Annotated in this window: 26 protein-coding genes and 1 pseudogene; 14 read left to right on the forward strand and 13 right to left on the reverse strand. The window is 59.4% G+C overall.

Translation table 11 applies throughout. The features are described from left to right. The first annotated feature begins 513 nt into the window (after positions 1-513). Together CUJ91_RS33245 and ligD are read left to right on the forward strand one after the other, a co-directional pair. Positions 514-810 carry a hypothetical protein gene (locus CUJ91_RS33245; RefSeq protein WP_114158396.1) on the forward strand — a complete coding sequence of 99 codons (297 nt, stop codon included), beginning with the start codon at positions 514-516 and terminating at the stop codon, positions 808-810. 1 nt (position 811) lies between these two features. Continuing rightward, positions 812-2,782, forward strand: coding sequence for a DNA ligase D (gene ligD, locus CUJ91_RS33250; protein ID WP_114158397.1), 1,971 nt, complete (start codon positions 812-814; stop codon positions 2,780-2,782). 189 nt (positions 2,783-2,971) lie between these two features. On the opposite strand, the gene CUJ91_RS33255 is transcribed toward ligD, so the two are convergent. The 3 genes from CUJ91_RS33255 to CUJ91_RS33265 form a co-directional block, all read right to left on the reverse strand. Beyond that, entirely contained in the window at positions 2,972-3,271 is a 300-nt protein-coding gene (locus tag CUJ91_RS33255; protein ID WP_114158398.1) for a hypothetical protein, read from the reverse strand. A 13-nt stretch (positions 3,272-3,284) separates the two neighbouring features. Then, the gene (locus tag CUJ91_RS33260; RefSeq protein WP_208716216.1) at positions 3,285-3,764 is read right to left on the reverse strand and encodes a hypothetical protein; all 480 of its coding nucleotides are present in this window, start codon (positions 3,762-3,764) and stop codon (positions 3,285-3,287) included. Positions 3,765-3,905: 141 nt separating this feature from the next. Beyond that, a complete protein-coding gene (locus CUJ91_RS33265; protein ID WP_020070200.1) occupies positions 3,906-4,181 on the reverse strand; it encodes a hypothetical protein in 276 nt (91 codons plus the stop codon). Positions 4,182-4,312: 131 nt separating this feature from the next. On the opposite strand from CUJ91_RS33265, the gene CUJ91_RS33270 reads away from it, so the two are divergent. Next, positions 4,313-5,326, forward strand: a complete 1,014-nt coding sequence (locus tag CUJ91_RS33270; RefSeq protein WP_114158399.1) for an IS110 family RNA-guided transposase — start codon at positions 4,313-4,315, stop codon at positions 5,324-5,326. Positions 5,327-5,788: 462 nt separating this feature from the next. On the opposite strand, the gene CUJ91_RS33275 is transcribed toward CUJ91_RS33270, so the two are convergent. Continuing rightward, positions 5,789-6,151 (reverse strand): hypothetical protein, encoded by a 363-nt coding sequence (locus CUJ91_RS33275; protein ID WP_153067665.1) that lies wholly within the window; start codon positions 6,149-6,151, stop codon positions 5,789-5,791. 350 nt (positions 6,152-6,501) lie between these two features. Here CUJ91_RS33275 and CUJ91_RS33280 point away from each other — a divergent pair, with 350 nt between their 5' ends. Next, complete coding sequence (locus CUJ91_RS33280; protein ID WP_114158401.1) at positions 6,502-8,742, forward strand: two-partner secretion domain-containing protein; 2,241 nt, start codon at positions 6,502-6,504, stop codon at positions 8,740-8,742. 139 nt (positions 8,743-8,881) lie between these two features. Here the strand turns inward: CUJ91_RS33280 and CUJ91_RS35330 are convergent, their stop codons facing one another. The 4 genes from CUJ91_RS35330 to CUJ91_RS33300 form a co-directional block, all read right to left on the reverse strand. Next, positions 8,882-9,139: an immunity protein Tsi6 family protein gene (locus CUJ91_RS35330; protein ID WP_107707624.1), complete on the reverse strand. Its 258-nt coding sequence runs from the start codon at positions 9,137-9,139 to the stop codon at positions 8,882-8,884. A 295-nt stretch (positions 9,140-9,434) separates the two neighbouring features. Next, entirely contained in the window at positions 9,435-9,824 is a 390-nt protein-coding gene (locus tag CUJ91_RS34070) for a hypothetical protein (protein WP_153067666.1), read from the reverse strand. 705 nt (positions 9,825-10,529) lie between these two features. Further along, positions 10,530-10,955, reverse strand: a complete 426-nt coding sequence (locus CUJ91_RS33295) for a hypothetical protein (RefSeq protein WP_114158403.1) — start codon at positions 10,953-10,955, stop codon at positions 10,530-10,532. Positions 10,956-11,419: 464 nt separating this feature from the next. Beyond that, complete coding sequence (locus CUJ91_RS33300) at positions 11,420-12,319, reverse strand: DMT family transporter (RefSeq protein ID WP_114158404.1); 900 nt, start codon at positions 12,317-12,319, stop codon at positions 11,420-11,422. A gap of 399 nt (positions 12,320-12,718) precedes the next feature. On the opposite strand from CUJ91_RS33300, the gene CUJ91_RS33305 reads away from it, so the two are divergent. Continuing rightward, positions 12,719-13,108, forward strand: a complete 390-nt coding sequence (locus tag CUJ91_RS33305; protein WP_114158405.1) for a hypothetical protein — start codon at positions 12,719-12,721, stop codon at positions 13,106-13,108. A 170-nt stretch (positions 13,109-13,278) separates the two neighbouring features. Here the strand turns inward: CUJ91_RS33305 and CUJ91_RS33310 are convergent, their stop codons facing one another. Together CUJ91_RS33310 and ku are read right to left on the reverse strand one after the other, a co-directional pair. Then, positions 13,279-14,223 (reverse strand): MerR family transcriptional regulator, encoded by a 945-nt coding sequence (locus tag CUJ91_RS33310; protein ID WP_114158406.1) that lies wholly within the window; start codon positions 14,221-14,223, stop codon positions 13,279-13,281. Next, the gene (gene ku / locus CUJ91_RS33315) at positions 14,220-15,137 is read right to left on the reverse strand and encodes a non-homologous end joining protein Ku (protein WP_114158407.1); all 918 of its coding nucleotides are present in this window, start codon (positions 15,135-15,137) and stop codon (positions 14,220-14,222) included. The genes CUJ91_RS33310 and ku overlap by 4 nt, the downstream gene beginning before the upstream one ends. Before the next feature lie 176 nt (positions 15,138-15,313). On the opposite strand from ku, the gene CUJ91_RS33320 reads away from it, so the two are divergent. From CUJ91_RS33320 to CUJ91_RS33340, 5 genes and pseudogenes are all read left to right on the forward strand, one after another. After that, positions 15,314-15,526, forward strand: coding sequence for a hypothetical protein (locus CUJ91_RS33320; RefSeq protein WP_027780548.1), 213 nt, complete (start codon positions 15,314-15,316; stop codon positions 15,524-15,526). A 109-nt stretch (positions 15,527-15,635) separates the two neighbouring features. Then, positions 15,636-15,943 (forward strand): annotated as a pseudogene (locus CUJ91_RS35050) (DUF4148 domain-containing protein). Positions 15,944-16,062: 119 nt separating this feature from the next. After that, a complete protein-coding gene (locus tag CUJ91_RS35245) occupies positions 16,063-16,695 on the forward strand; it encodes a PAAR domain-containing protein (RefSeq protein WP_341868942.1) in 633 nt (210 codons plus the stop codon). Beyond that, positions 16,695-17,033 (forward strand): hypothetical protein, encoded by a 339-nt coding sequence (locus CUJ91_RS33335; RefSeq protein ID WP_114158408.1) that lies wholly within the window; start codon positions 16,695-16,697, stop codon positions 17,031-17,033. The genes CUJ91_RS35245 and CUJ91_RS33335 overlap by 1 nt, the downstream gene beginning before the upstream one ends. A 127-nt stretch (positions 17,034-17,160) precedes the next feature. Beyond that, the gene (locus tag CUJ91_RS33340; RefSeq protein WP_114158409.1) at positions 17,161-18,057 is read left to right on the forward strand and encodes a DUF72 domain-containing protein; all 897 of its coding nucleotides are present in this window, start codon (positions 17,161-17,163) and stop codon (positions 18,055-18,057) included. 548 nt (positions 18,058-18,605) lie between these two features. Here the strand turns inward: CUJ91_RS33340 and CUJ91_RS33345 are convergent. Continuing rightward, on the reverse strand, positions 18,606-19,160 hold the full coding sequence (locus tag CUJ91_RS33345; protein WP_114158410.1) for a TetR/AcrR family transcriptional regulator: 555 nt from the start codon (positions 19,158-19,160) through the stop codon (positions 18,606-18,608). 219 nt (positions 19,161-19,379) lie between these two features. Between CUJ91_RS33345 and CUJ91_RS33350 the strand changes: the two genes are divergently transcribed. Further along, positions 19,380-20,243 (forward strand): NmrA family NAD(P)-binding protein, encoded by an 864-nt coding sequence (locus tag CUJ91_RS33350; protein WP_114158411.1) that lies wholly within the window; start codon positions 19,380-19,382, stop codon positions 20,241-20,243. A 609-nt stretch (positions 20,244-20,852) separates the two neighbouring features. Here the strand turns inward: CUJ91_RS33350 and CUJ91_RS33355 are convergent. Then, positions 20,853-21,755 carry a beta-keto acid cleavage family enzyme gene (locus CUJ91_RS33355; protein ID WP_006050640.1) on the reverse strand — a complete coding sequence of 301 codons (903 nt, stop codon included), beginning with the start codon at positions 21,753-21,755 and terminating at the stop codon, positions 20,853-20,855. A 177-nt stretch (positions 21,756-21,932) separates the two neighbouring features. Here CUJ91_RS33355 and CUJ91_RS33365 point away from each other — a divergent pair, with 177 nt between their 5' ends. Next, positions 21,933-22,976 (forward strand): phosphotriesterase family protein, encoded by a 1,044-nt coding sequence (locus tag CUJ91_RS33365; protein ID WP_114158412.1) that lies wholly within the window; start codon positions 21,933-21,935, stop codon positions 22,974-22,976. A gap of 18 nt (positions 22,977-22,994) precedes the next feature. On the opposite strand, the gene CUJ91_RS33370 is transcribed toward CUJ91_RS33365, so the two are convergent. Next, positions 22,995-23,633, reverse strand: coding sequence for a TetR/AcrR family transcriptional regulator (locus CUJ91_RS33370; RefSeq protein WP_244231113.1), 639 nt, complete (start codon positions 23,631-23,633; stop codon positions 22,995-22,997). Between the two features lie 28 nt (positions 23,634-23,661). On the opposite strand from CUJ91_RS33370, the gene CUJ91_RS35055 reads away from it, so the two are divergent. After that, the gene (locus CUJ91_RS35055) at positions 23,662-24,054 is read left to right on the forward strand and encodes a hypothetical protein (RefSeq protein WP_244231115.1); all 393 of its coding nucleotides are present in this window, start codon (positions 23,662-23,664) and stop codon (positions 24,052-24,054) included. Between the two features lie 101 nt (positions 24,055-24,155). Further along, positions 24,156-25,241, forward strand: a complete 1,086-nt coding sequence (locus CUJ91_RS33375; protein WP_114158519.1) for a porin — start codon at positions 24,156-24,158, stop codon at positions 25,239-25,241. Position 25,242 lies beyond the last annotated feature (1 nt).

Raw genomic sequence — 25,242 nt, forward strand, 5'->3', positions numbered from 1 at the left:
TGCGGGCACCGGCGAAGCGAGCGTTGCGATCAGCGTGTAGCCGGGGTATTGTCTCCGCGCTGTCCCGGAGAACATCGCCACCGCGGCATCTCCGTCGTCGGCGGCAACGATGGCATGTATCGGCTTGATGAAGTCCGTCGCTCCGTCACGTCGCAAGACGCCTGAGACTGACAGCTAGGAAAGCGGCGAATATCAGGGCTTTTCCTGCTGCGGTTGTCGGATGCGTGCTCATGCTTCGTGATTGATTGCGGTCGCGTCGCGTCATAAATTCCTCGATGGATGTCATTCCATCGTACTGGCGGGAACGGGTTGTCAAGTTCGCCCCTTCGATCACAGCAGGCTGGCATGCGGTGGTCAGGAAGCGGATTGCGGCTCACTAGTTATCGGCGGAACAGCAGAAAACTGAATCCTGTCGGGCGCGCGGAAACGCCGGTATGGAAACTGCTGTGTCACCCAATGGGCGCGCAACGCGCGCGTTTATGCCTCGAACGGGCGAAGGGAAGGAGGAGCCCTATGAATCATCACGACTTTGTACGCCAGCTTTCAATGATGCTCCGCGATCTGCCACAAGGCACAGTTGCGAACCTGAACGACTGCATGGTCGCGTATTGGAATGGCTATTCCGTGGCCTTCGCCTTCCTGTGTGAGCGGGGAACAGGCGCCGTCGACGAGGAGTTCAACATGGACGATTATGTCTGGGAGGACTGGCGCCCGGCGTTCGAAAGTTGGGTGGCGAATCCGGTATTCAGCAGCCGTCCGGAGGTGAAACGGTGGCTGATGGATGCGCCGCCGCACGAGGCCGGTGTGTGAGATGGGGCGCTGGGGCCGGGGGCGTCCGAATACGGTCGTCGTTCCACCGCAAGCGCGCGGTGAGACAGGCTTGCCGGCGCTGATACAGCCGCAACTGGCGACACTGGTGGACCGTCCGCCGAAGGGAGGCGACTGGTCCTACGAGATCAAATTCGACGGTTATCGCGTAATGACCCGCATCGAGGGCGGCGTCGCGACGATCTTCACCCGCAACGGTCATGACTGGACTGAGCGGTTGCCGCGTCTCGCGGATGCCTGCTCTGCGCTGCAGGTCGATGACGCGTGGCTCGACGGCGAGGCCGTCGTGCTCGATTCAAGCGGTCAGCCAGACTTCAACGCGTTGCAAAATGCCTTCGACCGGCGCAGCACGGCCGAGATCGTCATGTTCGTGTTCGACATTCTCTGGCTGAACGGAACAGACCTTCGCGAGCAGCCGCTGCGAGCGCGCAGAGCGCTGTTGAGGGACCTGATGGCGGAACAATCATCCGACGTCATCCGATTCTCCGAGGACTTTCCGCAGGACCCCGTGTCGGTCGTCGCGTCGGCGTGCAAAATGAAGCTCGAAGGCATCATTGGCAAGCGCGGCGACGCGCCGTACCGCTCGGGGCGCTCGCCAGACTGGATCAAACTCAAATGCCACCTTCGACAGGAATTTGTCGTCGGCGGTTTCACGCGGGCGAAGGGCGCGCGCTCTGGCGTGCATTCGCTGCTGCTCGGCGTGTACGAGAAGGATGGCTCGTTGCGCTACGCCGGCAGCGTCAGACCTTACTTTTCGTCGCGCGCTGGCTCCGCTTTTCTGAAGAGAGCGGAGTCCGTACTCCGCGACTCCACAGCCTTCTACAACCCGCCGAAGCCTGAGAAGGAACGCGACTACCTGTGGCTTGATCCCTCGGTCGTCGTTGAATGCTCGTTTTTGGAATGGACGCCGGGAGGCGAGGTGCGTCATCCCATCTTCCATGCCGTACGCGACGACAAGCCCGCGTCCGCGGTTAGCGAAGAGCCGATGGTAGCCGTGGAGTACGACGAACCCGTCGAAGCGGACACAGGTTCGACGCGCGAAGTGCCGGGACCTAAGGGCGGCCTCAAAATCGGCACTATCCGCATAACAAATCCGCAACGTGTACTGGACGAAGTCACTGGTCACACGAAAAAGGAGCTGGCGGAGTATTACGCCGCGATCGCCGAGTGGGCGTTGCCTCAGCTGCATAACCGGCCGCTTGCGCTCGTGAGAGCACCAGACGGTATCAAGGGCGAGCTGTTTTTTCAGAAACATAGCGAGCGGGCGGCCATTCCTGGGATTGAGGAGTTGCCCACTGAACTGCATCCGCGTCATCCTCCGTTGCTCGTTGCTAACACGCCCGAAGCGCTGGTGGGGCTCGCGCAGATGTCCGTTATTGAGTTGCACACGTGGAACGCCGTCGCGCCCGACCTCGAGCACCCCGATCGCATCATCTTCGATCTTGACCCGGACCCGGCGCTGCCGTGGACCGCGATGCTGGAAGCTGCCGAGCTTCTGAAGGTCGTGCTTGACGAGATCGGCCTGCGCTCTTTTCCAAAGACCAGTGGCGGCAAGGGCTTTCACGTCGTTGTGCCCCTGACGCGCCGGCAGGGATGGAGTGAGACCAAGGCCTTCGCGCACGCGGTTGCGAAGCACATGGCCACGGTCGTGCCGCAACGATTTTCGGCAGTGCTCGGGCCGAAAAACCGCGTAGGCAAGATCTTTATCGACTACCTGCGCAACAGTCGCGGTGCGAGCACGGTCGCCGCCTTCTCCGTGCGGTCCCGGTCAGGTATGGGCGTATCAATGCCGGTCTCGTGGGACGAATTGAAGGACGTGACGCGCGGCGATGAATGGACGATGAGCAAGGCTCTCGAGCGTCAGCGGTCGCTCACGGTTGACCCATGGCACGGCTACTGGCAAACCCGGCAGGGCATCACTGCCGCTATGCGGCGGGCAGTGAGCATAGATTGAGTGAATGGCGAGGCGGCCATGGCCACGTTCGTTACAACCTAGTATGCGGCGACACCGACCGCCGCGCATTTCCACGTCGACCGGCTGTCATCGACCCGAAGGGGGCATCCAGCGCTCTACAAAGCAGTCGTTGAGTCACTGCGAACAGCGAGCGTTTGAGGTCAATATCGACAATCTTTGCGGCGCTGTTTAGGCAGACGGTAGTAGACACGGACTCCATTCCGCGCTCGTCTGCGAATGCGCCCCCGTATTGCGCTCGACTATGCGAACGACGCCGAGCTCGCACAGATCCTCGAGGAGGTCAGCGATATATTGGTTAGCGCTGCGTCCGCCGACGGTCAACCAATCGTCGTAGTAGAAATTTTCTGATGTGGCGAGCCAGCCACAGATTGCCTCGAGCGTCGTCGGGTGATTTTCAGCGTTCAAAAGGTGAAGCGCCTTCAGCACGCCAATTGCCACGCTTCCGGAACGTGATTTACCTTCAATCATTACTCACCTTGATTCAACGAGCGCATCCGTCATCGGGCGCATCAAACGCAGCGGCGGCCAGCACGGCAGTTTCATATTGGCTTGCCTCGAAGACAAACGGCCCAAGCAATTCAAGCACGTTCAGATTTCTTTCCGATGTCTGGTACGCGAAGCTATCCCAGAAGTAGGATTTTGCGTCCCGCCGTACGACAGCCGAATATGCGCCACATCCAACGTCACCGCACTCGGGACAGATATACAAGAGAACTCGCTTTTCAAATCCGCTTTGTGATGGGGTTCCGAGCAGCCTTGTCAGCGCTTTTTGGCGTTCCTCGGCGTAACCATTCACAAAACAGCCCATAAAGTCGGAGTGGCCGCCAGCGCGTTGCACCAGCAGTTCGAGCAAAGACCGATGATCGACCAGGAAGTCCGCAGAGGTTCTCTCTACGCAGGTGGCCCCACCCAAGCTGTTGGTCGCGGGTCGATGCAGTTTGCGATGCCCAAGAATGTTCATGTGCGTGTGCGGTGTTCAATTCCCTTCGGTGCATTGTCACCGGTCAGGCACGCGCTGTCGACTGGCCTGTCTACGATCTGGGGGCGGCCATCGAGTGACCGAAACTGGGCCGATCATTGCCTTATGCAGGTGACGTATTCGCTAGCATTTCGCTGCAACCATAGCTCCGGTCTTGGTATCTATATAGTGCTCCAGCCAGTTCCGCGGGTCCCCGAGATAGGCGTATTCGAGGTCCGGGAAGTCGGCCGTGTACTTCTGCCCCAGTGGGTTCCTTAGCCATACATTCACGCTTGGCATGGGCCAACCACTGCTGATCTCGACCATGACGTTCCCGGCAGAAAGTTCGGCGTCGAGTATCTCGCGAAGAGGGCCGGTGAGACGAGGCAAGATAACGGAAAGATCATAGTCGTGGATCATGGGCGTCGGGGGCTTGGGCTTTGAACCAGAAGCTCATTGAAAATCATCTAGCGGACCTCCTGCCGCCGCCCTGTCGGGCGACGGGGTTAAAGTGAGTTTGCCAAAACCGCTTTAACCGGAAGGAGGTCATCATGAACTATAGCGGCATTGACCTGCATTCGAACAACAGCGTGGTGAGCGTGATCGACGAAACGGACCGCGTGGTCGCCGAAAGGCGGCTGCCGAACGACCTGGCAAAGATTCTGGCGCTTCTTGCCCCGTGGCGGCCCGAACTGGCCGGCGTCGTGGTCGAGTCCACGTACAACTGGTACTGGCTTGTCGACGGCCTGCAGGCGGCCGGCTTCGTGGTACATCTGGCCAACACCACGGCGATCAAAAAGTACGATGGGCTCAAGCACAGTGGCGACGAGACCGACGCGCGCTACCTGGCCCACCTGCTGCGTCTGGGCATCCTTCCCACTGGCACCATATTGCCGGCTGAGCATCGCCAGGTGCGTGACCTGGCCCGCAAGCGCATGCAACTGGTGCGCAGCCGCACCAGCCACATTCTCGTCGTTGAGAACATTACGGCGCGTCAGTCCGGCACGCGAGTCACGAGCAATCAGGTCAAGCAACTGGACCAGACCACTGTCGACCAGCTGCATCTCCCAGCCGACGTGGCGCTGGCGGTCCGCGCGAACGTCGCGGTCATCACGACGCTCTCCGCACAGATCGCCATCGTGGAAAAGCGTCTTCACGAAAAGGTCGCGCCGCGTCCGGACTACGCCCTCCTGACCACGGTACCCGGCATTGGTCAAACGCTTGCCACAGTGATCGTACTGGAAACCGGGACCATCGAACGTTTCGCCAGCGCCGGCAACTTCGCCTCCTATGCACGGTGCGTGGACAGCCAGCGCATGAGCAACGGCAAGAAAAAAAGCGAAGGCAATACCAGAAACGGAAATCCATACCTGTGCTGGGCATTCATCGAGGCGGCCAACTTCGCGATGCACTTTAGCGCCGAAGCCAGGCAGTTCTACGAGCGCAAGAAAGCCAGGACGAATTCAGTGATCGCACGCAAGGCCCTGGCCCACAAGCTCGCCCGCGCGTGTTTCCACATGCTGAAGGAGCGAAAACCATTTGATGTGAACCGCTGCTTCGCATAAGCGTTACGACGGCGACCGGCAAGCCCTGATCGTTGACTGGACAGAAGCCACCGAGATTGAATGGGATGCCGCGCCGCCGTCCCCGATTTGCAGTAAAGCGGATCGCCTGCAACACGAGCCAGCCCTGGATTGGTGCCGGACGTCTGGCAACCACGAGTATTGTGCGAATTCGTTGGACGTGTTGCGGCACCAACGTTCTTCTGGGGTGGCAGAGCCACCAGGGCGACAGGCAACCGATGTACGCCGATCGCTTGAGCCTGATGGGTGTCTGGCGCGATCCGTCGCAGCCATGAATCGAAGAAACGGGTGCGCTCGGCTACTGCATTCGGTCAGTGCAATCGAAGTCGGCTGCTCAGGCAGTCGAGGGTGTTGTTTGCTCACTTGACACCGGGCCCGCTAATGGGTGTCAACGATCTACACAGCTTCGTCGACTGACCGCTTCTGGCCGATTCCAGTTGCCATTCATAGTCGGCACTTCGGAGAGGTAAGTGCACGATTTATCAGGAGCTGCGCGCCATCGGGCCACTGGTCTGGATTTTCTTTGATGTATTTGTGGACTGCTAGCAGTTCGTCAGCAGTTGATCGAAGGCCGGCCTCGTCGCACACGAGTCCCAGTGTACGTCCATACTCTGCGCTACCGTGCACGTATCCGGTCACGTATGTCGAGAGATCGGTGGCGGAGGTGCCATTGCTAATGGCTTGATCGAGACCGCGTTTCAGATCATCGACGGAAAGCGCAAAACATTCTTGCGTCACAACCAGCAAGACAAGGAGAGCAGTCTTTATTTTCCTCTCCATTCCGAAATTTCCAAATTTAATCTTCAATCCGATCCACTCCTGCGATCCGCCTCCTAGAAAAATGCAGAAAATCGTTTCCGCTAGAAAGCGGACCGATTGTCGACGATCCTCGCTATGACGTCCAGCGGCCGTTCTTGGCCGACCAGCGCCAGACGTTACGACGGGCTGTTGGCTACGCTGCCATGCACTGCGCATCGATTAACCTCACCGATCCCTGAAGCCCACCGCGACGGCGCGAAAGAAGTGAATGCCGTCGCAAAACGCTGAAGGTTTTTTGTTAGTTAAGTGGTCCACTTATGTCTATGCTTTGAAGGCCACACCGGCAAACACCCTGCTGGGCCGAGTGGCATCCCAATCCTTTTACAGGAGAGGAAACGATGTCGCTCAATGCATTGACACTGCGTGCGCCCCACTATGCGCGCAGGCTGCCTTCTGTCTCGGTCATCGTCTCCCTTCTCGGTCTTTCGTGCGCCGCGCCGGCGGTCGCGGCTGGCATCCTGCCGCAAGGCGGCGCCTATGTGAGCGGCAACGGCTCCATTGCCACGTCCGGCGATACGCTCACGGTCACCCAGCCGGGCTCAACGCGCGGAGTGATCGACTGGAATCGCTTTTCGATTGGCCGGAACAACACCGTCAACATCAACAACGGCAACGGCGCGACGCTCAATCGCGTGACAGGCGGCACGCCGTCGATGATCCTCGGCAAGCTGAATGCAACCGGCAGCGTCTACCTGATCAATCCGCAAGGCATAGTGGTCGGACCGCAAGGCGTGGTCACGACGGGCGGTCGCTTCGTTGCCTCCACACTCGACACCGACAACGCGTCGTTCATGGCCGGCGGCCCGCTCACGTTTTCGGGCCAGTCGCCGCAACGCGTGGTGAATCTCGGCAACATCGGCTCGACGAACGGCGACGTGCTGCTGATCGCCGCGAGTGAAGTCGACAACTACGGCAACATCAGTGCGCCGAACGGCACCGCCGAGATCGCGGTGGGCAACAAGGTGCTGTTGCAGGACTCGTCCAGCTCGCCGCAGATGTTCGTGCAGACCGCGAGCGGTGGCGCGATCGTCAACACGGGCGCGATTGAAGCGGCGCAGGTGAACCTGCAGGCCGTGGACGGCAACATCTATGCGTTGGCCGGCAACGCCGACGTGCTACGCGCGACCGGCACCGCGGTGCGCGACGGTCACGTGTGGCTCGTCGCGGGTCCGAAAGGACAGGTGATTCTCGCGGGCAACATCGCCGCGAAAAACGCCGACGGCAAAGGGGGCACCGTCGATATGGACACCGGGCTCTTCACGTTCTGGGGCGACTTTGCGAAAGTGGTCGCGGGTCAGTGGAACGTCACCCTGCCCGCGTACACGTTCGACAACGGCGCGTCGCGTTCTTTCACGCGCAGCCTCAACGACGGCACATCCATTTCGATGACGACCACAGGCGCCAACGGCCAGAGCGGTGACCTCGTCGCGGATCAGAGCATTCAGTGGACCGGTGGCGCATCGCTCGCGCTGAACGCGGCACATAGCCTGACGGTCAGTCCGGGCGTCACGTTGAGCAACCAGGGCAGCGGCGCGCTGACACTGCGCGCGGACGCAGCGAGCGTGAACAATGGCGGCAGCATCACGAACAATGGCACGATCGACTGGTCGCAGAGCACCGGCACGGTCAGCGCGCTTTACGACATGAACGGCAGTTATTCGCCCGGCGCCCTGCTCGCGAACAGTGCGTGGGTGGCGCCTGACTACAGTGGACTGGTTACGCAGATCACAGGCTACAAGCTGGTCAATACGGTGCAGGATCTGCAGAACATCGAAAGCGATATGAGCGGCAACTACGCGCTCGGCCACGACATCGACGCGACGGGTTACGCGTTCAAGACGCTGGGCTACGCGAGCAACACTTCTTTCACAGGACAGTTTGACGGCATGTGGCATAGCGTGTCGCATCTGAAACCTGACATCTCGTTCATGAGCGATATTGCCGCGAACGCGGTCGTTAGGGACGTCAATCTCCTCAATGCGTCAGCGGGTTTTGCACTGCGCTCAGGAGGGTTCGCCGGCATTCTTGCCATGGGCAATCACGGCACAATCATGAATACGTTCACGTCGGGCTACATCGGCCCGCAGTCTAATTTTTCGTCGACGGATATGGGCGGCCTCGTTGGCACCAACTATGGAACGATCGGCCGTTCCGGCAGCAGTGCGAGGGTCGAGCACGGCAGCGGCGGCGGCGGTCTGGTCTATGACAATCAGGGAACGATATCGCAGTCGTATGCTACCGGCACCGTGTACGCCGTTGCGTCGCGCGGCAGTTCGGGAGGGCTTGTACACAACAACAGTGGAACGATATCGGAAGCGTTCGCAACAGGCGCAGTCTATTCAACCCGGCGAGGCACCGTCTGCGTATCTTGCGCTGGACTTGGCAGCGACGTGTACTGGAATACCGAATCGACACCGCAGACGGAAAATGGCGGCAATCTACCCGCCTCGAACGGGCTGACCACTGCGCAGATGAGTGACCCGAAGAGCTTCGTGGGCTGGAACTTCGGCAACGACGGCGCGTGGGTGATGCCGGCTGGCGCCACGCATCCGGTGCTGCGCTGGCAGGTGGAACATTGAGCGGAACACGTTGCTGTGGGACTGGATGAGTACGCGAAATCGTCGCCACCCTTCCCACTTCACCCAACTGAGCCCGACGACGGTCGGCTCTGGTCGACCCTGAGCGGTCCGTCGCGAGCGCCAAAAGCAGTCATTCACTTTACTCGACGGCGCGTTGTATTTGGTTGATCAGAGCTGCGAGTTCTGGCTTGTCTCCCCACATGTCAAATTCCCGGGTCGCAATCAGCCCCATCGTAAGCGGCCCCTGCTTAGGCTCCGACGGCTCACCGGAGATTTGAGCGCGGCACCATATCAGTTGACGGTGAATACTCTGAACGTTCGGCCACATTGAAGTCAGCATAGGTTCAATGACTGACAGCGCTTCGTCAATTTTGCTTAACAGTTCGGTGTTTGTCATAACGGTCAAGAAACGCGGGCGCTACGTCACGAAAATACTCGCCGAGCTATCCACATGCAGCGGAAATCCGTGGTTCGCGCACCACGCCACCAATTGGACGTAGACCAAGTTCCAATACGGACGCGCCCATGTCGGCGCTAGGTTCTGCCAAGCGGATTCCGTGGGAATGTACACGGAGGGAACGCCCATCGGCATCTCAAGGACGAATTCGCCCAGCGTACAGGTGCAGACTAATTCCTCCTTCCATCGAGGTTGAAAGGTGAAGTCCAAACCTCATTCTCCAGAAATCACGCAGTCAGAACGATTTCAGGCGCAGCCGATCGAGCACATTGAATACGATGTCGGGATCGACTTGCGCGTGGTAGTTGAAGTGCAAATATAGCCGGTCGGAACGAGAGTCAAGGTCCGAAAATGCAATGGGCAACACACTTAGCGGTTTAGGGGCGGGCCATTGCTGTGCAATGACGGCGAGTGGACGCCCCGACACGGCAGACCAAGTCGCTTTCGCGCCGACTACTGAGGGTAGGTAGCTCAATTGCGAAACGTATCGAAGAATGTCAGCGATTGCCCGATCGCTTGAAATACCAAACTCCAAGCGGTGAGGAGCGTCAATATCGTCTCCGGCTGCAACGCTGTCGCGTGTGACGACGATTTTTTGGTTGTGGCCGCTGTCAGAGTGCGTCATTCGACTGAGTTCAGTTATCGGAGAGGTGCGCGAAGGTATTCAGATGGCAATTGCCGTGGTGAATGTCAAAAAATCCTCCACGTTTCGGAGCCAACGAACGAAAAGGGCGCCTGCGCAGGTGTCTTCACATCCAGAATTGAGGGCCATTCGATGCGCGGATTGTAGATGTATCGCGGCAAAACAAAGTATCGGGAATGTCTCACATCGACAATTGTCGTCAGTCTTTCGAATTTTCTCTCCATCCAACTGAAGGCAATGAAGTTCGAGCAGTCCGACATAGAGAACATGCAACCCCACGCATAGCCCGGAAACCGGCGACCGGCCACATCTACAACGTGATATGAATCCCCGTGCGGAGGTTCGCCCTGATATCGCAGAGTGACCTCATAGCTGCGATCAGGCGGAGTCGGCACATGGTCGCCCATGCCAGCCCAATGACAAAGGTTGTCAGCGGTAAACTGGATCTCGCAAGGTTCCATCGGCCTGATTTCGGTCGCAAGCGAAGGCGTTTCACCGGATTGTCGACGATTCACGCCGGTATGTCGAACGACCGGTTGTGGCCCGACCGGAGACGCCAAGACAGTAGCCGCACCGATGCAGCGCTCATTTCGCGCTAAGCACGAAGCATGAAGCACATCGGTAGTCTGTCCTGGTATTGACCACAGCCACCACAAACGAAGCCATGCATCGAATCACGTTCCCTTATCATGATTTGCTCGCTTGCGCGTCTTTCAGACATCCGACGTACGCGGTTCTTGTGGTGAGTTGATTCGCCGCCCGTGGATTCGGGCCGAACAGCAATTGAAGAAACGGGGCGTAGTTACGTACGTAACATGCGTCAACCCGATCCTGAGAGGCTCCGATTATGTTTGCGACACAGGCAACGTGCGATTGTCGAATTTCGTCGGAAATCTCGCCCTCTCCGAGCCTATAGAAATTGGCTAGGAATTTGTTGAAATCAGGACTACTCGCCACCTGATCGGACAATTGCTCGCGTATCTGGTCCAGAGTCACGCCGTCCGCACGCTGTCTCGCCAGACTCTGCTCAATTGTTGATCTCGCGAGACACGGGGTGATGTGCACCCAGAGTGGATCGACGCCTGTCATTCGACTCAATTCTTCTTCCGTCATGTCGGTGCCTTGCGCAAATGCCGCAACAGTGCACAGGCAGTTTAGAGTGGTCGATAGAATGAGCAGCAAAAGAAGGTTACGCATGCCTTGTTTGACAGGGAATGAGATTTGGCCAAGGTGAGTGAGCGTTTCGCCAAACGTCCCAAGTCCGCAATCACGCGCGTGGAAGATTGGCCGTCGCCGCTCTGTTAATCGATGTCTCAGGCGCGGCACGCCCTAAAGCGGAAACGCGACGTCGACACAAACCAATACCTTGCCCTAACGGCCGTTGCAACGAAAACTTGAGCCAAGGGGAGCCGCAGACGCAGACGGATGACGTCGCATGTTGTTCCCGACGGCACTGCGCCGCCGAACCGCCCACGTGAAATTGTCGACGAATTACCTAAGACCGTCGAACGGCCGGAATTGGCCGACCGGGATCGATTGACTCGAGCAGGTCCAATGTCCGCCTAAGAGCTTCGTTGCTAGACCGCCGGTCCCTCAGGTGGCTGCTCGCGAACGGCAACAGCGATAGAGCTGCCGACAATCGCGGCTATTCCAATGACTGGCACGAGGCCTAACGTCTCGCCCCACACCAAGAAGCCGAAAAGCGTTGCCCAGATGATGCTTGTGTAAGTGTAGGGAGCCAGTTTCGCAGCACTATCTCGTCTAACCGCCACCGTGAACAAAAGCTGGCCGGCTGTCGCAAATAGCGCCAGCAGTGCCATGATCAGCAGGTCTTTAAGCGTCGGCGTCCGCCAGGCAAAGAATAAAGAAACGCTGGTAACGGCAGTTCCGAACGCCGTGAAAAAGAGCACCGTGATGCTTGAGTCGTCGCCAGCCTTGAGCTTGCGAATCTGAATCATGGAAAGAGCACCACATAAAGCGCTCAGCAGCAGCAGACCCGGGCCGATGAGATTGGACAAGCTGCCCTGAGGTCGGACCACTAGAAGGACCCCGACAAAGCCGACAAACGCGGCGACGGCATTTCGCACCAGTAAGCGTTCGCCGAGCAAAATGGGAGCGAGGAGGACAACAAAAATTGCCTCCGAATAGACAATCGCCACTGCTTCGCTCAATGGCAGATACGGCAAGCCAGCGAAAAAGAGTCCGGAGGCACCGAGAAGCGTGAGTGCGCGGGTTGTCTGTCCGCGAAGGTCGATCGCTCGAATCCGAGCGACAAGCGAACCACCACGGAAAGTGACGAGAACGGCCGGCACAACGCCGAACAGCATCCGGAAGAAAGTCACTTCGTTAGCGGGATAGTCGAGGGCTACCGCTTTGCCTAGTGCATCGACGACCGCAAAACAAAACATCGAGACCAAAATCAGTGCGATTGTTTGGTACTGGGCGGTGCAATCGGAGACTGAGACGTTGACGCGCATATCACCTCGGCAGCGATAGTTCCAATGTAAGAAAGCAGATTGTCACGAATCCATGAATCGCTGTCGAATGGCGCTTTTGGGTCGAGGGCGTGTGAAAACGCGAGAGTACTCGGTTTTCGGGTGTCGCCTTACCCTTCGCGAGCGGCTACCAAGCCAATACAGCGCGATCTGAACGGTCGATTTTTCGGGAGGCTGCATTCAGCGCGCGTTTTCACACGGCCTCGGCCGCCCACTGCCTCATGCAAATCGCATCGACGGCTTGGTCTCCCGGGGTCTGGACCGACGACACGCGACCCTGAACGGCCCTTCGGAATTGCCGATAGCGGCCGTTCAACGTATTCGGCTAGTGCGCTGGTACGATGCCATCCGTGCTCCACTAGTATCGAAGTAAATCGGCCAATGAAATTCGACATTCAGGGTAAAGAGGGCATCGCAGCGCCCACGCCGGCTCAAATCAACCGCGCGATTAAGTCGTTGCGAAGTTATGGACCGTCCTCCTATGCGTCGTTGACAGATGACGCCGGAAATTATGTGCAGGTTGCAGGTGGTGGCATCTCCTGCATGGTTGAGCATATCGAAATTGACGGCGAAAGGCGGCGGAGGGCCTTCCATGACAAGCCCAGTCCAGTGCGTCCAGACGGCACGATTTTAGTGTTCGGCGCTGGCAACATTCCCATGCGGTCGGATGAATGGTTCATGTCGGACCAGGTAGTGGAAATATTTCTAGCCTTCCTAAACGGAAAACCATTTCCGCCATCTATCCATTGGCGGCCAGCGCCCGGGTTTTAATCCTCAGCATTGCTTGACGCGGACCCGGCACCCCATCTCGGTCGCCGTCAACCTGTACCTTTGCCGAGCGACGGACCTGTCAACGATCTGGCCAGCGATGTCCGGTGGCCGTAGCTGGCCGATTATTGCCCGACGCGGTGGCATCGGTGCGGCGGGGTGTCCGCGATTTGTCAGCCGTTGAAGCGTCGCCATGCGCTTAGATGACGGATAACGGCCTGCGAATCGCCGTTCTGCTCGTGGAGTCGCGTGAGGTGGCGCAAGGCTTCCTCGTTGGCCGGGTTGATTTCGAGGCAGCGCGCGTAGGCCGCCATAGCCTCCTCAACTCTTCCTAGCTGCTCAAGCAATACAGCGTGGTTCAGTGCCGCCTGGTCGTTCTTTCCGTTGATCTCAACGCAGTGCAGGTAGCTGGCGGCGGCCTCTTCAAGGTGGCCGGCTTCTTCCAAGAGCACCGCGCGATTTGCGTGCAGTAGTTCGGCGTCCTGGAAATGTTGCAGCGCTTCATCGAACACTTCGAGAGCGTGTGCGCAGCGATCGCGATCGCTCGCAAGCAGGGCGCCAAGGTTGTTGTAGGCGTGGAAGTCAGGCTCCGGCGAAAGCTCAATCGCCTTGCGGTACGCGGCCTCTGCGCCGACTGCGTCGGTCGCCTGCAACTGCTCGGCAAGCGAATACCAGTCTTCGGCCTGTTTCCTCCGTGCACTCACGCTGGCCGGCGCATTGTCGAGAAACGTCACGTCGCCTTTCACTTCCGCGATTTCGAAGTCCAGAAGCAGCTGGCCAGAGACGGCATCCCACTGCGCGTCATCCGTCGTCACGGCCACCGCGTCGCCAACTGCCGTAATGCGCACGCCCGTTAGGGGCGCGGCATCGGGCAACTGATCCCTGATTCGTGAGAGCGCCTTGAGAATTCGTCGAGGCGGTATCCGCGAACCGCGCAGTTTCAACGCCGTGCGCAGCAGCACCACATCACGGAAGGTGAAGCGCAGATCGTTACGCGCGCCGTGCGACGGCTGCACAAAGCCGGCGTCGACCAGGGTCCGCAGCGCGCGGCGCGAGACCCCGAGAAGCGATTGCACTTCCCGTAGCGAAAAGGTGTGCACGGTCGAGCGGCCCGTCACCGCCGTGCCCGCGTTTTAGTGGGCGCGGCCACGGGCTCTTCAATTTTTTCCGCCCGCTTCACCGTCTTGCGTGGCTTCGCGGGGAGCTCGGCGACAGCGGCCGGTGACTTTGCGCGCGAAGGCGATGCGGTGCGCTTTGCGTTTCTCGCCAGGCTTGCGCGCAACGCTTCCATCAGGTCGATCACCTGGCCGCTGTCGGCGGCCGCATCTTCCTGCGGCGTCACAACCTGCTTGCCCTCGATCTTCGCGTCGATCGCTTCGAGCACGCGCTTCTTTTCCTTATCCTCGTATTTTTCCGGCTCATAGCGCTCGGTTTCGCCCTGCTCGATGATCTTGAGGGCAAGCTGCAATTCATTCTCGGTGATGGGCGCGTCCTCGATGTCCACGTCCTTGAGTGAGCGAACGGCATCGCCCCACAGCAGTTGCTGAAGGATGAGTCCGTCGTCGGTTGCCCGCACCTGCACCATATGGGTCTTGGCCTTCCAGTTCCATGACGCAAGTGCACATCGCTTGCTCGCCAGAAGGGCCTTCTTCAGCAGACAGTAGGGTTTGCCGCCCCGTTTGTCGGGCGCGACGAAGTACGCCTTGTCGTAGTAGATGGGGTCGATCGACCGGTCAGGCAGAAAAGCCAGAATCTCAACGATGTGACTGGGGCTTTCCTCGAGCGCCTTCAGTTCGTCCTTTGTGAAAACGACGAACTTGTCTTTCTCGAACTCATAGCCTTTCTGCATTTCGACGCGCTCGACCACCTTTCCCGTGGCTTTCGACACGTACTGCTGCTGCACGCGGGAGCCGTCCGGAGCGAGCAGATTGAAGCTGATTGTCTCGGACGCTGAGGTCGCCGAATACAACCGCACAGGGATGGACACCAGTCCAAAAGAAAGCGACAGCGATGCGATTGAACGGGCAGCCATGGGCGTCTCCCGATGAACAGAAGAAAAGGCGGCGCTTGAGCGCAGGGCCATGAAAACAGATTAGCACTCGTCTGTGGGCCGGCAAGTGGCCACATTCAGCAGATGGCGTTCCTGTGAAAGACGGGCGCGCCACTTGCTTGACAGGACGGATCAATCCATCAAAAGGAGAGGCAGAAATGGCAGACCAGCATAAGCCAGGCGAGATCGTTAAGACGTCCGGGATCTACAAAGTGGTGAAGGAGGGCGGCGACGGGCCGGAATTCGAGGTGACGTGCGTCGAAGGCGAGCATTTTCCGCCGACCCGCTCGGGCAAGGGCGCGCACTATGAACTGGTCCACGGCGCGACGCATTCGCACAAGCACAGCGAGCTTGGCAGCGGCGACAAATAGCGACGCCGTGGAACGCCCGGAGGCCTGCGTCGAGGGAACGGTGCAGCCGGGCAGGCCGTTGATCTGTCCAGGCCCGGGGCCAGGTTCGCGGTGCCGGGAGGGCGGCGATATGACCAGACGATGCACAGTCGTGGCGGCAATGTTCGCTTCGACCTATCTGCTCGGCTGCGCGGCCCGCGGCATGCCGTATAACCGCCCTTATCTAACGCGACAGAATGCCGTGAACTCTCGGCGCCGAAGTCGAATGCGCCCCCGACCATGGCGCAGCACCAGAGTGAACCGGCCGCGCTCATGAAAGCGGGCTATGCTCCGTCGCCATGGCATGACGATCCGTACTCCCCCGATGACCTGCAAGCGGCACAGCGCCTCATCGACTACTGGTTTCAGACCGAATGTCAGCGGCCGCGGCCCGGATGATGGGCATGAATGTGCTGACGGTCCCTGGGGGCCTAACCGGGAACCCGGTTGGAGTTCCCCTTTGCGGATGCCGATTCCGGTCGTACCATGCGCTTTCGTCCGATGAAAATGAGGCGCGCATGGTCAAGCGTTACTACATACGTAAAGGCGACAGCACCACCGCGGGCGGCACGGTAACCGAAGGCTCGGCCGTCATGCACTGTGATGGCTTGCCTCTCGCGTTTGAAGGCGACGCGGTGAGCCGCCCTGCATGCCACAGCACTGGCAAGATTCTGTGTGATGGCCCCCGCTGGCCAAAGGCAGGTCCCGATGGCAGACAAACCGCACTGAGTGATGATCTCTGTCTTTGCCGATGCAATCCATTGCCGCGGCTCATCGCTTCGCAAAGCACAATGTCAATGTCGATGGACGGCTCGCCGGCAGACCCAGTCGTGCAGCGGGCCACGGCCCATGTGTATGCGCCTAACCCTGAAGCTTCGACCCCGACGCCAAGCGCAATCTCTGGGTCAGCGGGGAGCGGGCTGAAGCAGTCGCCGCCGCTCGCCTTTGCCAGCAACGCGGCGAATAGCGGGGATGTGATGGAACTGGCCGCGCGAGGCGTGAGCGAAGACGACGAGGCCGAGTGCCATGCGCAGTACGAACTCGACATGGAAACATGCAATGCTGCCAGAGCCATGTATAAAAATCCCGCGTATTTTCTGGCCTGCTCGCAGCGGGCGTTTGAGCGTTATCAACAGTGCAGGGGTTACTAATGGAAGCCAAGCGCAAGACGTGCGTGATCACGCTATTCGATGAGGACGCAAAGGCCATTTCGTATCACCATGTTCCGCAAGATCTGGTGGCGGCAGCCATCGAGAAAAGCACCAGCGTCGATGTGCCGCTCGAAGACTTTGATAACCGGCTCGATGATGATTTTGCACGTAGGCTGGGCGGCATGATCCTGCTTATTCTTGCCGGCCGTTCGCCGTTCCTCAAGAGCCATCTTGCGCTCACCACTGAAAGCGATCGTGACGCATCTGGGTCGTCCTCTGGACCGGGTACGACGCCCCCGGAAACCGGAAAACGTTCATGGTGGGGCAAAAAGCCGTAACGCACCGCGAGAGGCAATGGGTCCCCTGGCGGCCGGAGGAGGCGACGTGCAAACGGCTCCCGTGATCTGCATTTAGTGCAGGCACGACCGTGGCAGAATGGTCGCTCCGATCTCAACGGAGACTGGCATGTCGATTCTGGTGGGCACCGCTTCCTGGACTGACAGGACGCTGATTGAGTCCGGAGCCTTCTACCCTCCCGGCTGCACTAGCGCTGAGGCGCGCCTGCGGTACTACGCGAGCGTTTTCCCGCTCGTTGAAGTCGATTCGTCTTATTACGCGATGCCGAGCGCTACGAACAGCGCGCTATGGGTCGAGCGCACGCCTGCGGGTTTCGTCTTTGACGTGAAGGCTTTCCGGCTGTTCACCGGCCACCAGACGGAGCCGCGATTTTTCCCGAAGGATCTGCAGGCAGATCTGCCAGTCACCGGCAAGAAGAACCTCTACTACAAGGACATCCCGTCGGCGGTGCTCGATGAGTTGTGGGCGCGCTTCTTCGAGGCGCTGCAGCCGCTACACGCGGCCGGCAAGCTTGGCTCAGTGCTTTTCCAGTTTCCTCACTGGGTGACCGCGGTGCCGAAAGCCAGGGCGCACGTTGAACACTGTGCTGAGCGCATGCATCCCTTTTTGACGGCATTCGAGTTCCGGCACGAAAGCTGGTTTGGCGAGAAGCACCGTGAGTCGACGCTGGCAATGGAGCGGGAGCGCGGGATCGTCCACGTCATCGTCGACGCGCCGGAAGGTGTGGCAAAGCGCGCGCACTCTGTGTGGGAGGCGACGTCGCCTGAGCTGGCGATCGTGCGACTGCATGGCCGCAACGCGTCGACATGGAGTGGCGCCGAGTCGGCAGCCGAGCGGTTTAACTACGAATACAGTGATCCGGAATTGCGTGAACTTGCGCCATCGATCGCGCAAATCGCACGGCGTGTAGGGCGTACGCACGTCCTGTTCAACAACTGCTATCGCGACGTCGCGCAACGCAACGCCGCAACGATGACACGGCTGCTAGACGGAATCGAGGCGTAAGCCGAACGGCGCGTTTTGGCCGGACACGATCCCACAGTCGGCAAACTTACGCATTGGTCCGGGACTCATGGGCCAACGTAACCCTTGCCGTCGTCGTCTGGTTCGTCGGTCAGGCAGACAGGAACCCGGAGGACAGGCTTTATCGCCCCCCGCTTGCCGCCTCGACCTGCGTTGTCAGTCCGGCTGTTGACCCCCCGCCCGTCAAATCGCAGTCCCGTATGCCCTTGCCGCGACTAGCGCTCGCCGGCGGCCAGAAAAGACGCCGCTTACGGTCTCTGATCGACTGTTTGCGGCCAGGCGAGTGCCGCTATCCTGATTCGGTCTCTCAGGTTCTGCCACGGCCCTCGGAAATGGGCAGAATCATTTAGCCGACCCTTCGCGGTCGGCTTTTTTTCGTCTGCGACTTTTTCCGAGGAATCGAGGCGGCAAGCCGTGATACGCTTGAAAAAGACCCTCACCTAGTGCGTTCAAAGTCTCGTTGCGCTCCTGTGACGACAGCGCTAGAACGACAATCACATGATCAAGCGACATCACCCGATAGACGCGCGTTAATCCAGAGCTGCTCGTGTTTCACGAAGAATCTCTTCTGACAGTTTCGGGTCATCAACCGCGCGAGCCAAAATGAGGGCTCCGACGATGCTTGAAAGTGTATGAATCGCATCGCGACGAGCACACTTCTTTTTTGTCATTGCACGAGGCTCAGTGAAGCCTTTGAGCATGCCTTCGACATGTTGTGTGAAGGCGGGTTGAGCCGCGGGTTCACGCGCAATCTCGCTAGCCAATCCTGCCATCATGCATCCGTTGCCCCTGTCGTCGCGGTGTTGTTCGGTGAGATATCCGTCGACATATTGAGTCCTCGGCTCACCGCGAGCCACGCCTTCTCTCATGGACTCGAGAGCCTTGGCCGATGTGTCTTCGATGCTCTTCGCGATCAGATCTTCTTTTGACTCGAAGTGATGGTAAAAGGCGCCGTGTGTAAGGCCGGTCGCTTTCATGATTTCGCTGAGGCTGACCCCGGAAAATCCGTGTTCGCGAAACAAAATGGATGCCTGTTCCAAGATGCGGGCATGCTTCTCGGCCGTCTCTTCTGGTGGGTAGCGCATAGGTCCTCCGAAAGCCGAACAAAAATGAGTTGACGGGAAGCAGTATAGCCATCATGCTTCGCAAACGAAAGCATGATGATCATCATGTTTGATGGCTGCATTTCAAGCTTCGCGCGTTCCGCGCATGTATTCGCCCCATAACATGATGATCGTACTGCTTGGGCGCGCGGGCACGACATGCAAGTTTTGGCCGCATTTCCTTAGTCTCTGGAGGTCTATATGAAGAAGTTTCTCGTCACAGGTTCCACTGGCTCGACAGGCGTTCCTACCGTACGCCTCCTGCTGGAAAACGGTCACAAGGTTGCGGCTTTCGTTCGCCGTGAAGATAGCCGTTCCGATGTGCTGAAGGAACTGGGCGCGGACATCGTGACCGGTGACATGCTGAAGATCGAAGATGTCCGTCGCGCGATGAAGGGTGTTGACGGCGTCTACTTCTGCTACCCACTGACACAAGGTGCGGTGGAGGCTACGGCGATTCTTGCCCAGGCCGCAAGCGAGCACAGCGTGAAGCAGATCGTGTACATGTCGCAACGACAGTCGCGCTCTCACGCACGCAGCCCGGCAACGATGAGTCACTGGCTTTCCGAGCAGATCCTCAACCGCTCGGGCATTCCGGCGGCCCATCTTCGAGTCAACTTCTTTGCCGAATGGATGTTATACGCAGCCGCCGAGATCCGCGCTGGCCGCTACCTGACACCGTTCGATCCTGAGAGCCGCTTCGTGCCCATTGCCGCAGTTGATATCGCACGAGTGGTTGTAAAGATTCTTGAGAATCCCGAAGCGTTCGGTAGTGTAGTGATTCCGGTCACAGGTTCGGTTGAAGTCAGCCACATCGAACTCACGGGCATTCTCGCGAAGACGCTCGGAAAAGAGATTCGCTTCGAGCAGGTGTCGCCGGACGAATTTGTAAAGACCCTTGGCATGGACGGCGATCCTTCATTTGCGGCCCATTTCAAGGCGGTCAAGATCGATCAGCAGGAGCAACTGCTTGCGGGCGTCGACAAGAGCGCGGCGGAGATCGTCGGTCGGCCTCTGATGACGCCCGAACAGTTCATCGAAAAGCATCGCTATCTCTTGGCGTAAATGTTCACCGCTGTCAGACGACTCGGGTGACTGCTGTACCGTAGTGAGATGAGCGAGCGTGTCTGTGGGAGGATTCCGTCATTTTCGGCAGGACATCCTCCCGGATCGGACGACCGGGCTCCAAGGTGTGGAGCGAACCACTGGACGGGTCGCGCAAACATGACGAGAGGCTGACGCGTCGATGCCCGTTCGAAACCGGAAAGCGGTCGTTGCGGGCTTGCTGCCCCGAATGACGCCAAAGGGTCGGAAGTACGCGTTGACGACCGGCCGTTTTCGGGGAGCGGAGCATGAGTGACCGCTTCGTGGCGATGAATTTGAAGCGCCGATGGACGCAGGCCGACCCTTTGCGGCCAGTCACATCGTTACAGCCGAACGTCTTATATTAGAGCGAAGCAGACGTCCGAATGCCCCTGTCTGAGCGAATACGAATGGCGCTTACCGAACGACATCTCGTGATCGACGGTGTCAAGGGAGAGAAAGGCGGAGTTAGATCTCCACACAAACCGGACGGACCATTAGTCGGAGCGATGAGCGGACTGAGCACCGATAAATCGGGTTCCTGCGAATTTTCCGGATCTATATCTAAGGCGCCTATGCCGACATTTGCGATCAGAGATGCAAATGAGAGCCTGGTCTCAAGCCGATGATGTCGCGAGCCTCCGCCGGCGTGGCCGGCTCGTAACCCATCTCGCGTACGAGCCGCACGATGCGCTCGGTGAGTTGCACGTTCGTGGCGAGTTCGCCGGGACCGTAGTACAGATTGTCTTCGAGACCCACGCGCACGTGGCCGCCAAGCAGGAGCGAATTCATCGCCGAAGGCAGTTGCGCCGGGCCAATGCCACTCACGCAAAAGATACTGCCTTTCGGCAGTAGATCCACCATCGACTGCAAGACGCGCGGCGTATACGGCATGGCGTTCTGAAAGCCACGATGCGCGCCCAGCACGATGTTGACGAAGAACGGTTCCGTGTCGAAACCGGCGGCCGTGAGCGTCGCCACGTCCTGCGCGATATGCGTCGGGCTGAAAACTTCCCACTCGGGTTTGATGCCGCGCTTTTTCATTTCTGCCGCGAGCTGCTTCGAGCGCTGCGGCGATGTATGCATGAGCAGTTCCTTGTCATCGAAACTCGCAATGATGGTGGTCGCGTCGAGCGTGCACATTTCTGCGCCCGCTTCGAGTCCCTTCAGCCGTTCCTCCCAGAGAATCTCCCAATAGCCGTTGGGCGCCTGCGCGATCATGTCGCCGTGCACGCCGCCACCCGTCGAGTTGTTGATGACGATGTCGCATTGCGCGCGAATGCGGGCGTTGATGTCGCGATAGATCGCGGGATTGCAGGTCGCGCCGTCGTCGGGCCGGCGCGCGTGGATCGCCACGACGCTCGCGCCCGCGTTGAAGCAGTCGTACACGTCGCGCGCGATTTCGTCCGGTTGCGTGGGCAAGTGCGGATTCTGCTTCTTGCTCGCCATGCCGCCCGTTGGCGCGATGGTCACGATGACTTTCGGTTTGCTCATGGGTGTCGTCTCCGGGAAAAGTTGCTTCGGCGAAATTTTTTTGACCGAAGAACAGTTTTTTGTTGTTCAGCGTACAATGAAATCTATTCCCGCTTGGCGGACGCATCAACCTGGGGATAACGTGAGCCTGTACCAGTTCACGCTCGCCGCTTCCGCCGCTCTCATGGACGCCGCAACATGAACGAACCTCTTTCACGGAAGGGTCGCATTCAGACCGTGCTCGGTCTGATCGAGCCCGACGAACTCGGTCCCACGCTGATGCACGAGCATCTGCTGATCGACCTCGTGCCGCCGCGCCTTGCCGAAGACGCGGATCACGATCAGACCGACATCGACATTTGCAATTGCTGGAAGATCAACTACGGGCAGGTGCCGTCGCTGAAGAACTATCGGCTCGACCAGAAGGACGTGGCGATCGAGGAACTGGCGGAATTTCGCGCGGCGGGCGGCGCTGCCATTGTCGATTTGACTACGGGCGGGCTAAAGCCCGATCCCGAAGGACTCGCGCAGATTGCGTGCGAAACGGGCGTGCAGGTGGTGATGGGTTGCGGCCATTACGTGCACGAGTATCAGGACCCGGCAAACGCGCAGCGCAGCGTCGACGACTTCGCGCGCGAGATGATCGGGCAGATCACGGAAGGCGCGTGGGGCACGGCGGTGCGCGCGGGCATGATCGGCGAGATAGGCTGCCAGTCGCCGTGGACGGATCAGGAAAAGCGCGTTGTGCATGGCGCGCTGCTCGCGCAGCAGGAAACCGGCGCGGCGCTCAATCTTCATCCGGGACGCCACGCCGATCAGCCGCAGGAGCTCGTCGATACGATCCGGCGTTTGGGCTTTGCGCTGGAGCGCGTGATCATCAGCCATATCGACCGCACGATTTTCGACGACGAGCGTCTGCTGCGTCTCGCTGACTCGGGCTGCGTGATCGAATTCGACCTGTTCGGCTGGGAGCAGAGCGCGTATCCGATGTCCGACATCGACATGCCCAACGACGGCGCGCGCCTGCGCATGGTGCGCTCGCTGTTCGACCATGGTCACGCGGAGCGCGTGCTGATCAGCCATGACATCTGCACGCGCACGCGCCTGGGTCGTTACGGCGGCCACGGCTATCAGCACATTTTCGCCAATATCGTGCCGCGCATGCTGCGGCGCGGCTTCACACAGGACGAAATCGACACGCTGCTTACGCGCAATCCTCGCCGTCTGCTGACGTTCGTTTGACGCGGCTCGATCCCCAACTCACTGCGCGAGCATGCGTTCCATGCCCGCGATGGTGACTTCCACGAAGGTGTCGAAGCTCGAATCGAGCGGCACCTCGCTGCCGCTTTGCCAGCGCACGATAAACGCGCGATTCGCGAGCGCGGGGAGATGACGCGCGAGTGTCGGGTATTCGAGCGCGCGAATATCGTGAACTTTCTCCTGCAACTGGTTGGTCCAGATCGCGAGATCGTCGGTGGGCAGCGGCGCGAATTCGAGCGTGGCGAAGCCGACCATGCTCGCGACCGCCACGTTGTACATGTCGACGAGGCGCGCTTCGTCGCAGCCCGCCTGCAATAGCACTGCGAGGATGCGGTCGATTAGCAGCGGGCTCAGACTGGCGTTCGACACGAGTTGCGCGCCCACGAGTTGCGCCACATTCGGATGCTGCTGCACCGACTTGCGGTAGCGGCGGAACAACTCGCGAAACCAATCCTGCCAGCTGAGCTTGCCGATTTCGGGCGTGACGCCCGCCATGGTCGCTTCGACCACGGCGGCGAGCAGTGCGTCGCGATTGGGCACGTGCCAATACACGGCGGTGGGATAGACGTCGAGCTGGCGCGCCACTTCGCGCAGGCTGAAGGCCGTGAGGCCGTTCTGGTCGATCTGCTCGATCGCCACCGCGACGATGCGCTCGCGCGTAAGCGCCTTGTTGGCAGGTGCCGCTTTCTTTCTGGTCGTGCTGCTGGTGCGTTTCGCGGGCGTTCCCGCCGATGCTTTGGCTGACGTTTTAGCCGCCGATTTGACTGACGTTTTAGCCGGCGATGTCGTTGAATGGGCCGTGCCGTTTGCCGTGCCGTTTGCCGTGGCTTTCGCCGCCGTCTTCGTCGTTTTTGCTGCGGCTTCCTTTGCAGTAATAGCTTTGTTCACATGTGATCCGTTATTCGATGAAGCGCCCAGTGCGCCACCCCTGGCCAGTGAGGTCAAGCAGGGCCGGGTCGGACAAGCTTTCATTGTATACCGCACAACTGTCTCTTCACCGCGACGCCAGACGCATCTCAGTTTTTTTCCTGGTTGCGTTTCCATTTTGATCGCCATATAACCTCGTCTTGTTCACTGAACAACGAAACAATGGTCGAAGGACAGATGAGCGGCTGGCAACGTTCAGCCGCGACATTCACACGACGGGTATCGGAGATCGTTATGAAATGGAAAGTGTTGGGGAGCGCAATAGGCCTGATGGCGGCGAGCGCCGCTGCGCACGCGCAATCGTCGGTCACGTTGTACGGCGTGATCGACGACGGGCTCACATTCGTGTCGAATCAGGGCGGCCATCACGCGTATCGCATGGACGACAGCATCAGCCAGGGCGACCGCTTTGGTTTTCGCGGCGCGGAAGACCTGGGCGGCGGCCTGAAGGCTATCTTCAATCTCGAAGGCGGCTTCAATCCCAACACGGGCGCGTCGCGTCAGGGCGGCCTGGAATTCGGACGTCAGGCATATATTGGGCTGCAAAGCGACCGCTTCGGCACGTTCTCCCTCGGCCGCACCTACGACCAGATGACGACCACGCTGATCCGCTACCACTCGGGCTACTGGTCCGGAATTTACGCGTTCGACGCGGGCGACCACGACCGCATCTCCGGCAACTGGCTCAACAACGTCGTGACCTACGTGAGCCCGACCGTGCGCGGCCTGCGTTTCTCCGCGCAATACGCTTTCAATTCGCTCAGCGCCACGGCGAACAACTACGGCGTGGCGTACAGCCTGAGCGCGACCTACGAGCATGGGCCGTTCAGCATCGGTGCGGCGACCACCAGCATTCACGACTACACGGTCACGCCCGGCAGCAGCCTTGGTGTGGGCAGCTTCCTCGGCACGAACGTGGCGTTTTCGTCGCAAGCCGTGGTGGTCGATCGCTATCGCACGGCCGGCCTGGGCGCGTCGTACGATTTCGGCATCGTCGGCCTCTCGGGCTTGTACACGAATACGCGCTACGAAAAGGGCGCGAACGCCTCGACGATGCAAAGCTTTAACGTGATCGTGCACGGCAATCTGCGGCCGGATCTTGTGCTTGCGGGCGGCTACGGTTACTCGAAGATGTCGCCGTATCAGTGGAACGAATTCAACGCGGTGCTCGACTATCTGCTTTCGAAGCGTACCGATGTGTACTTGAGCGCGAACTACGACAAGGCCAACGGCGGCGCGCGCGCTGTGCTCGTGACGCTGCCGATCTCGGGCAACGACAAACAGCTTGCCGTGCGCGTGGGCATTCGCCACAAGTTCTGAT

The organism is Paraburkholderia graminis (assembly GCF_003330785.1).
GTDB lineage: Bacteria > Pseudomonadota > Gammaproteobacteria > Burkholderiales > Burkholderiaceae > Paraburkholderia > Paraburkholderia graminis.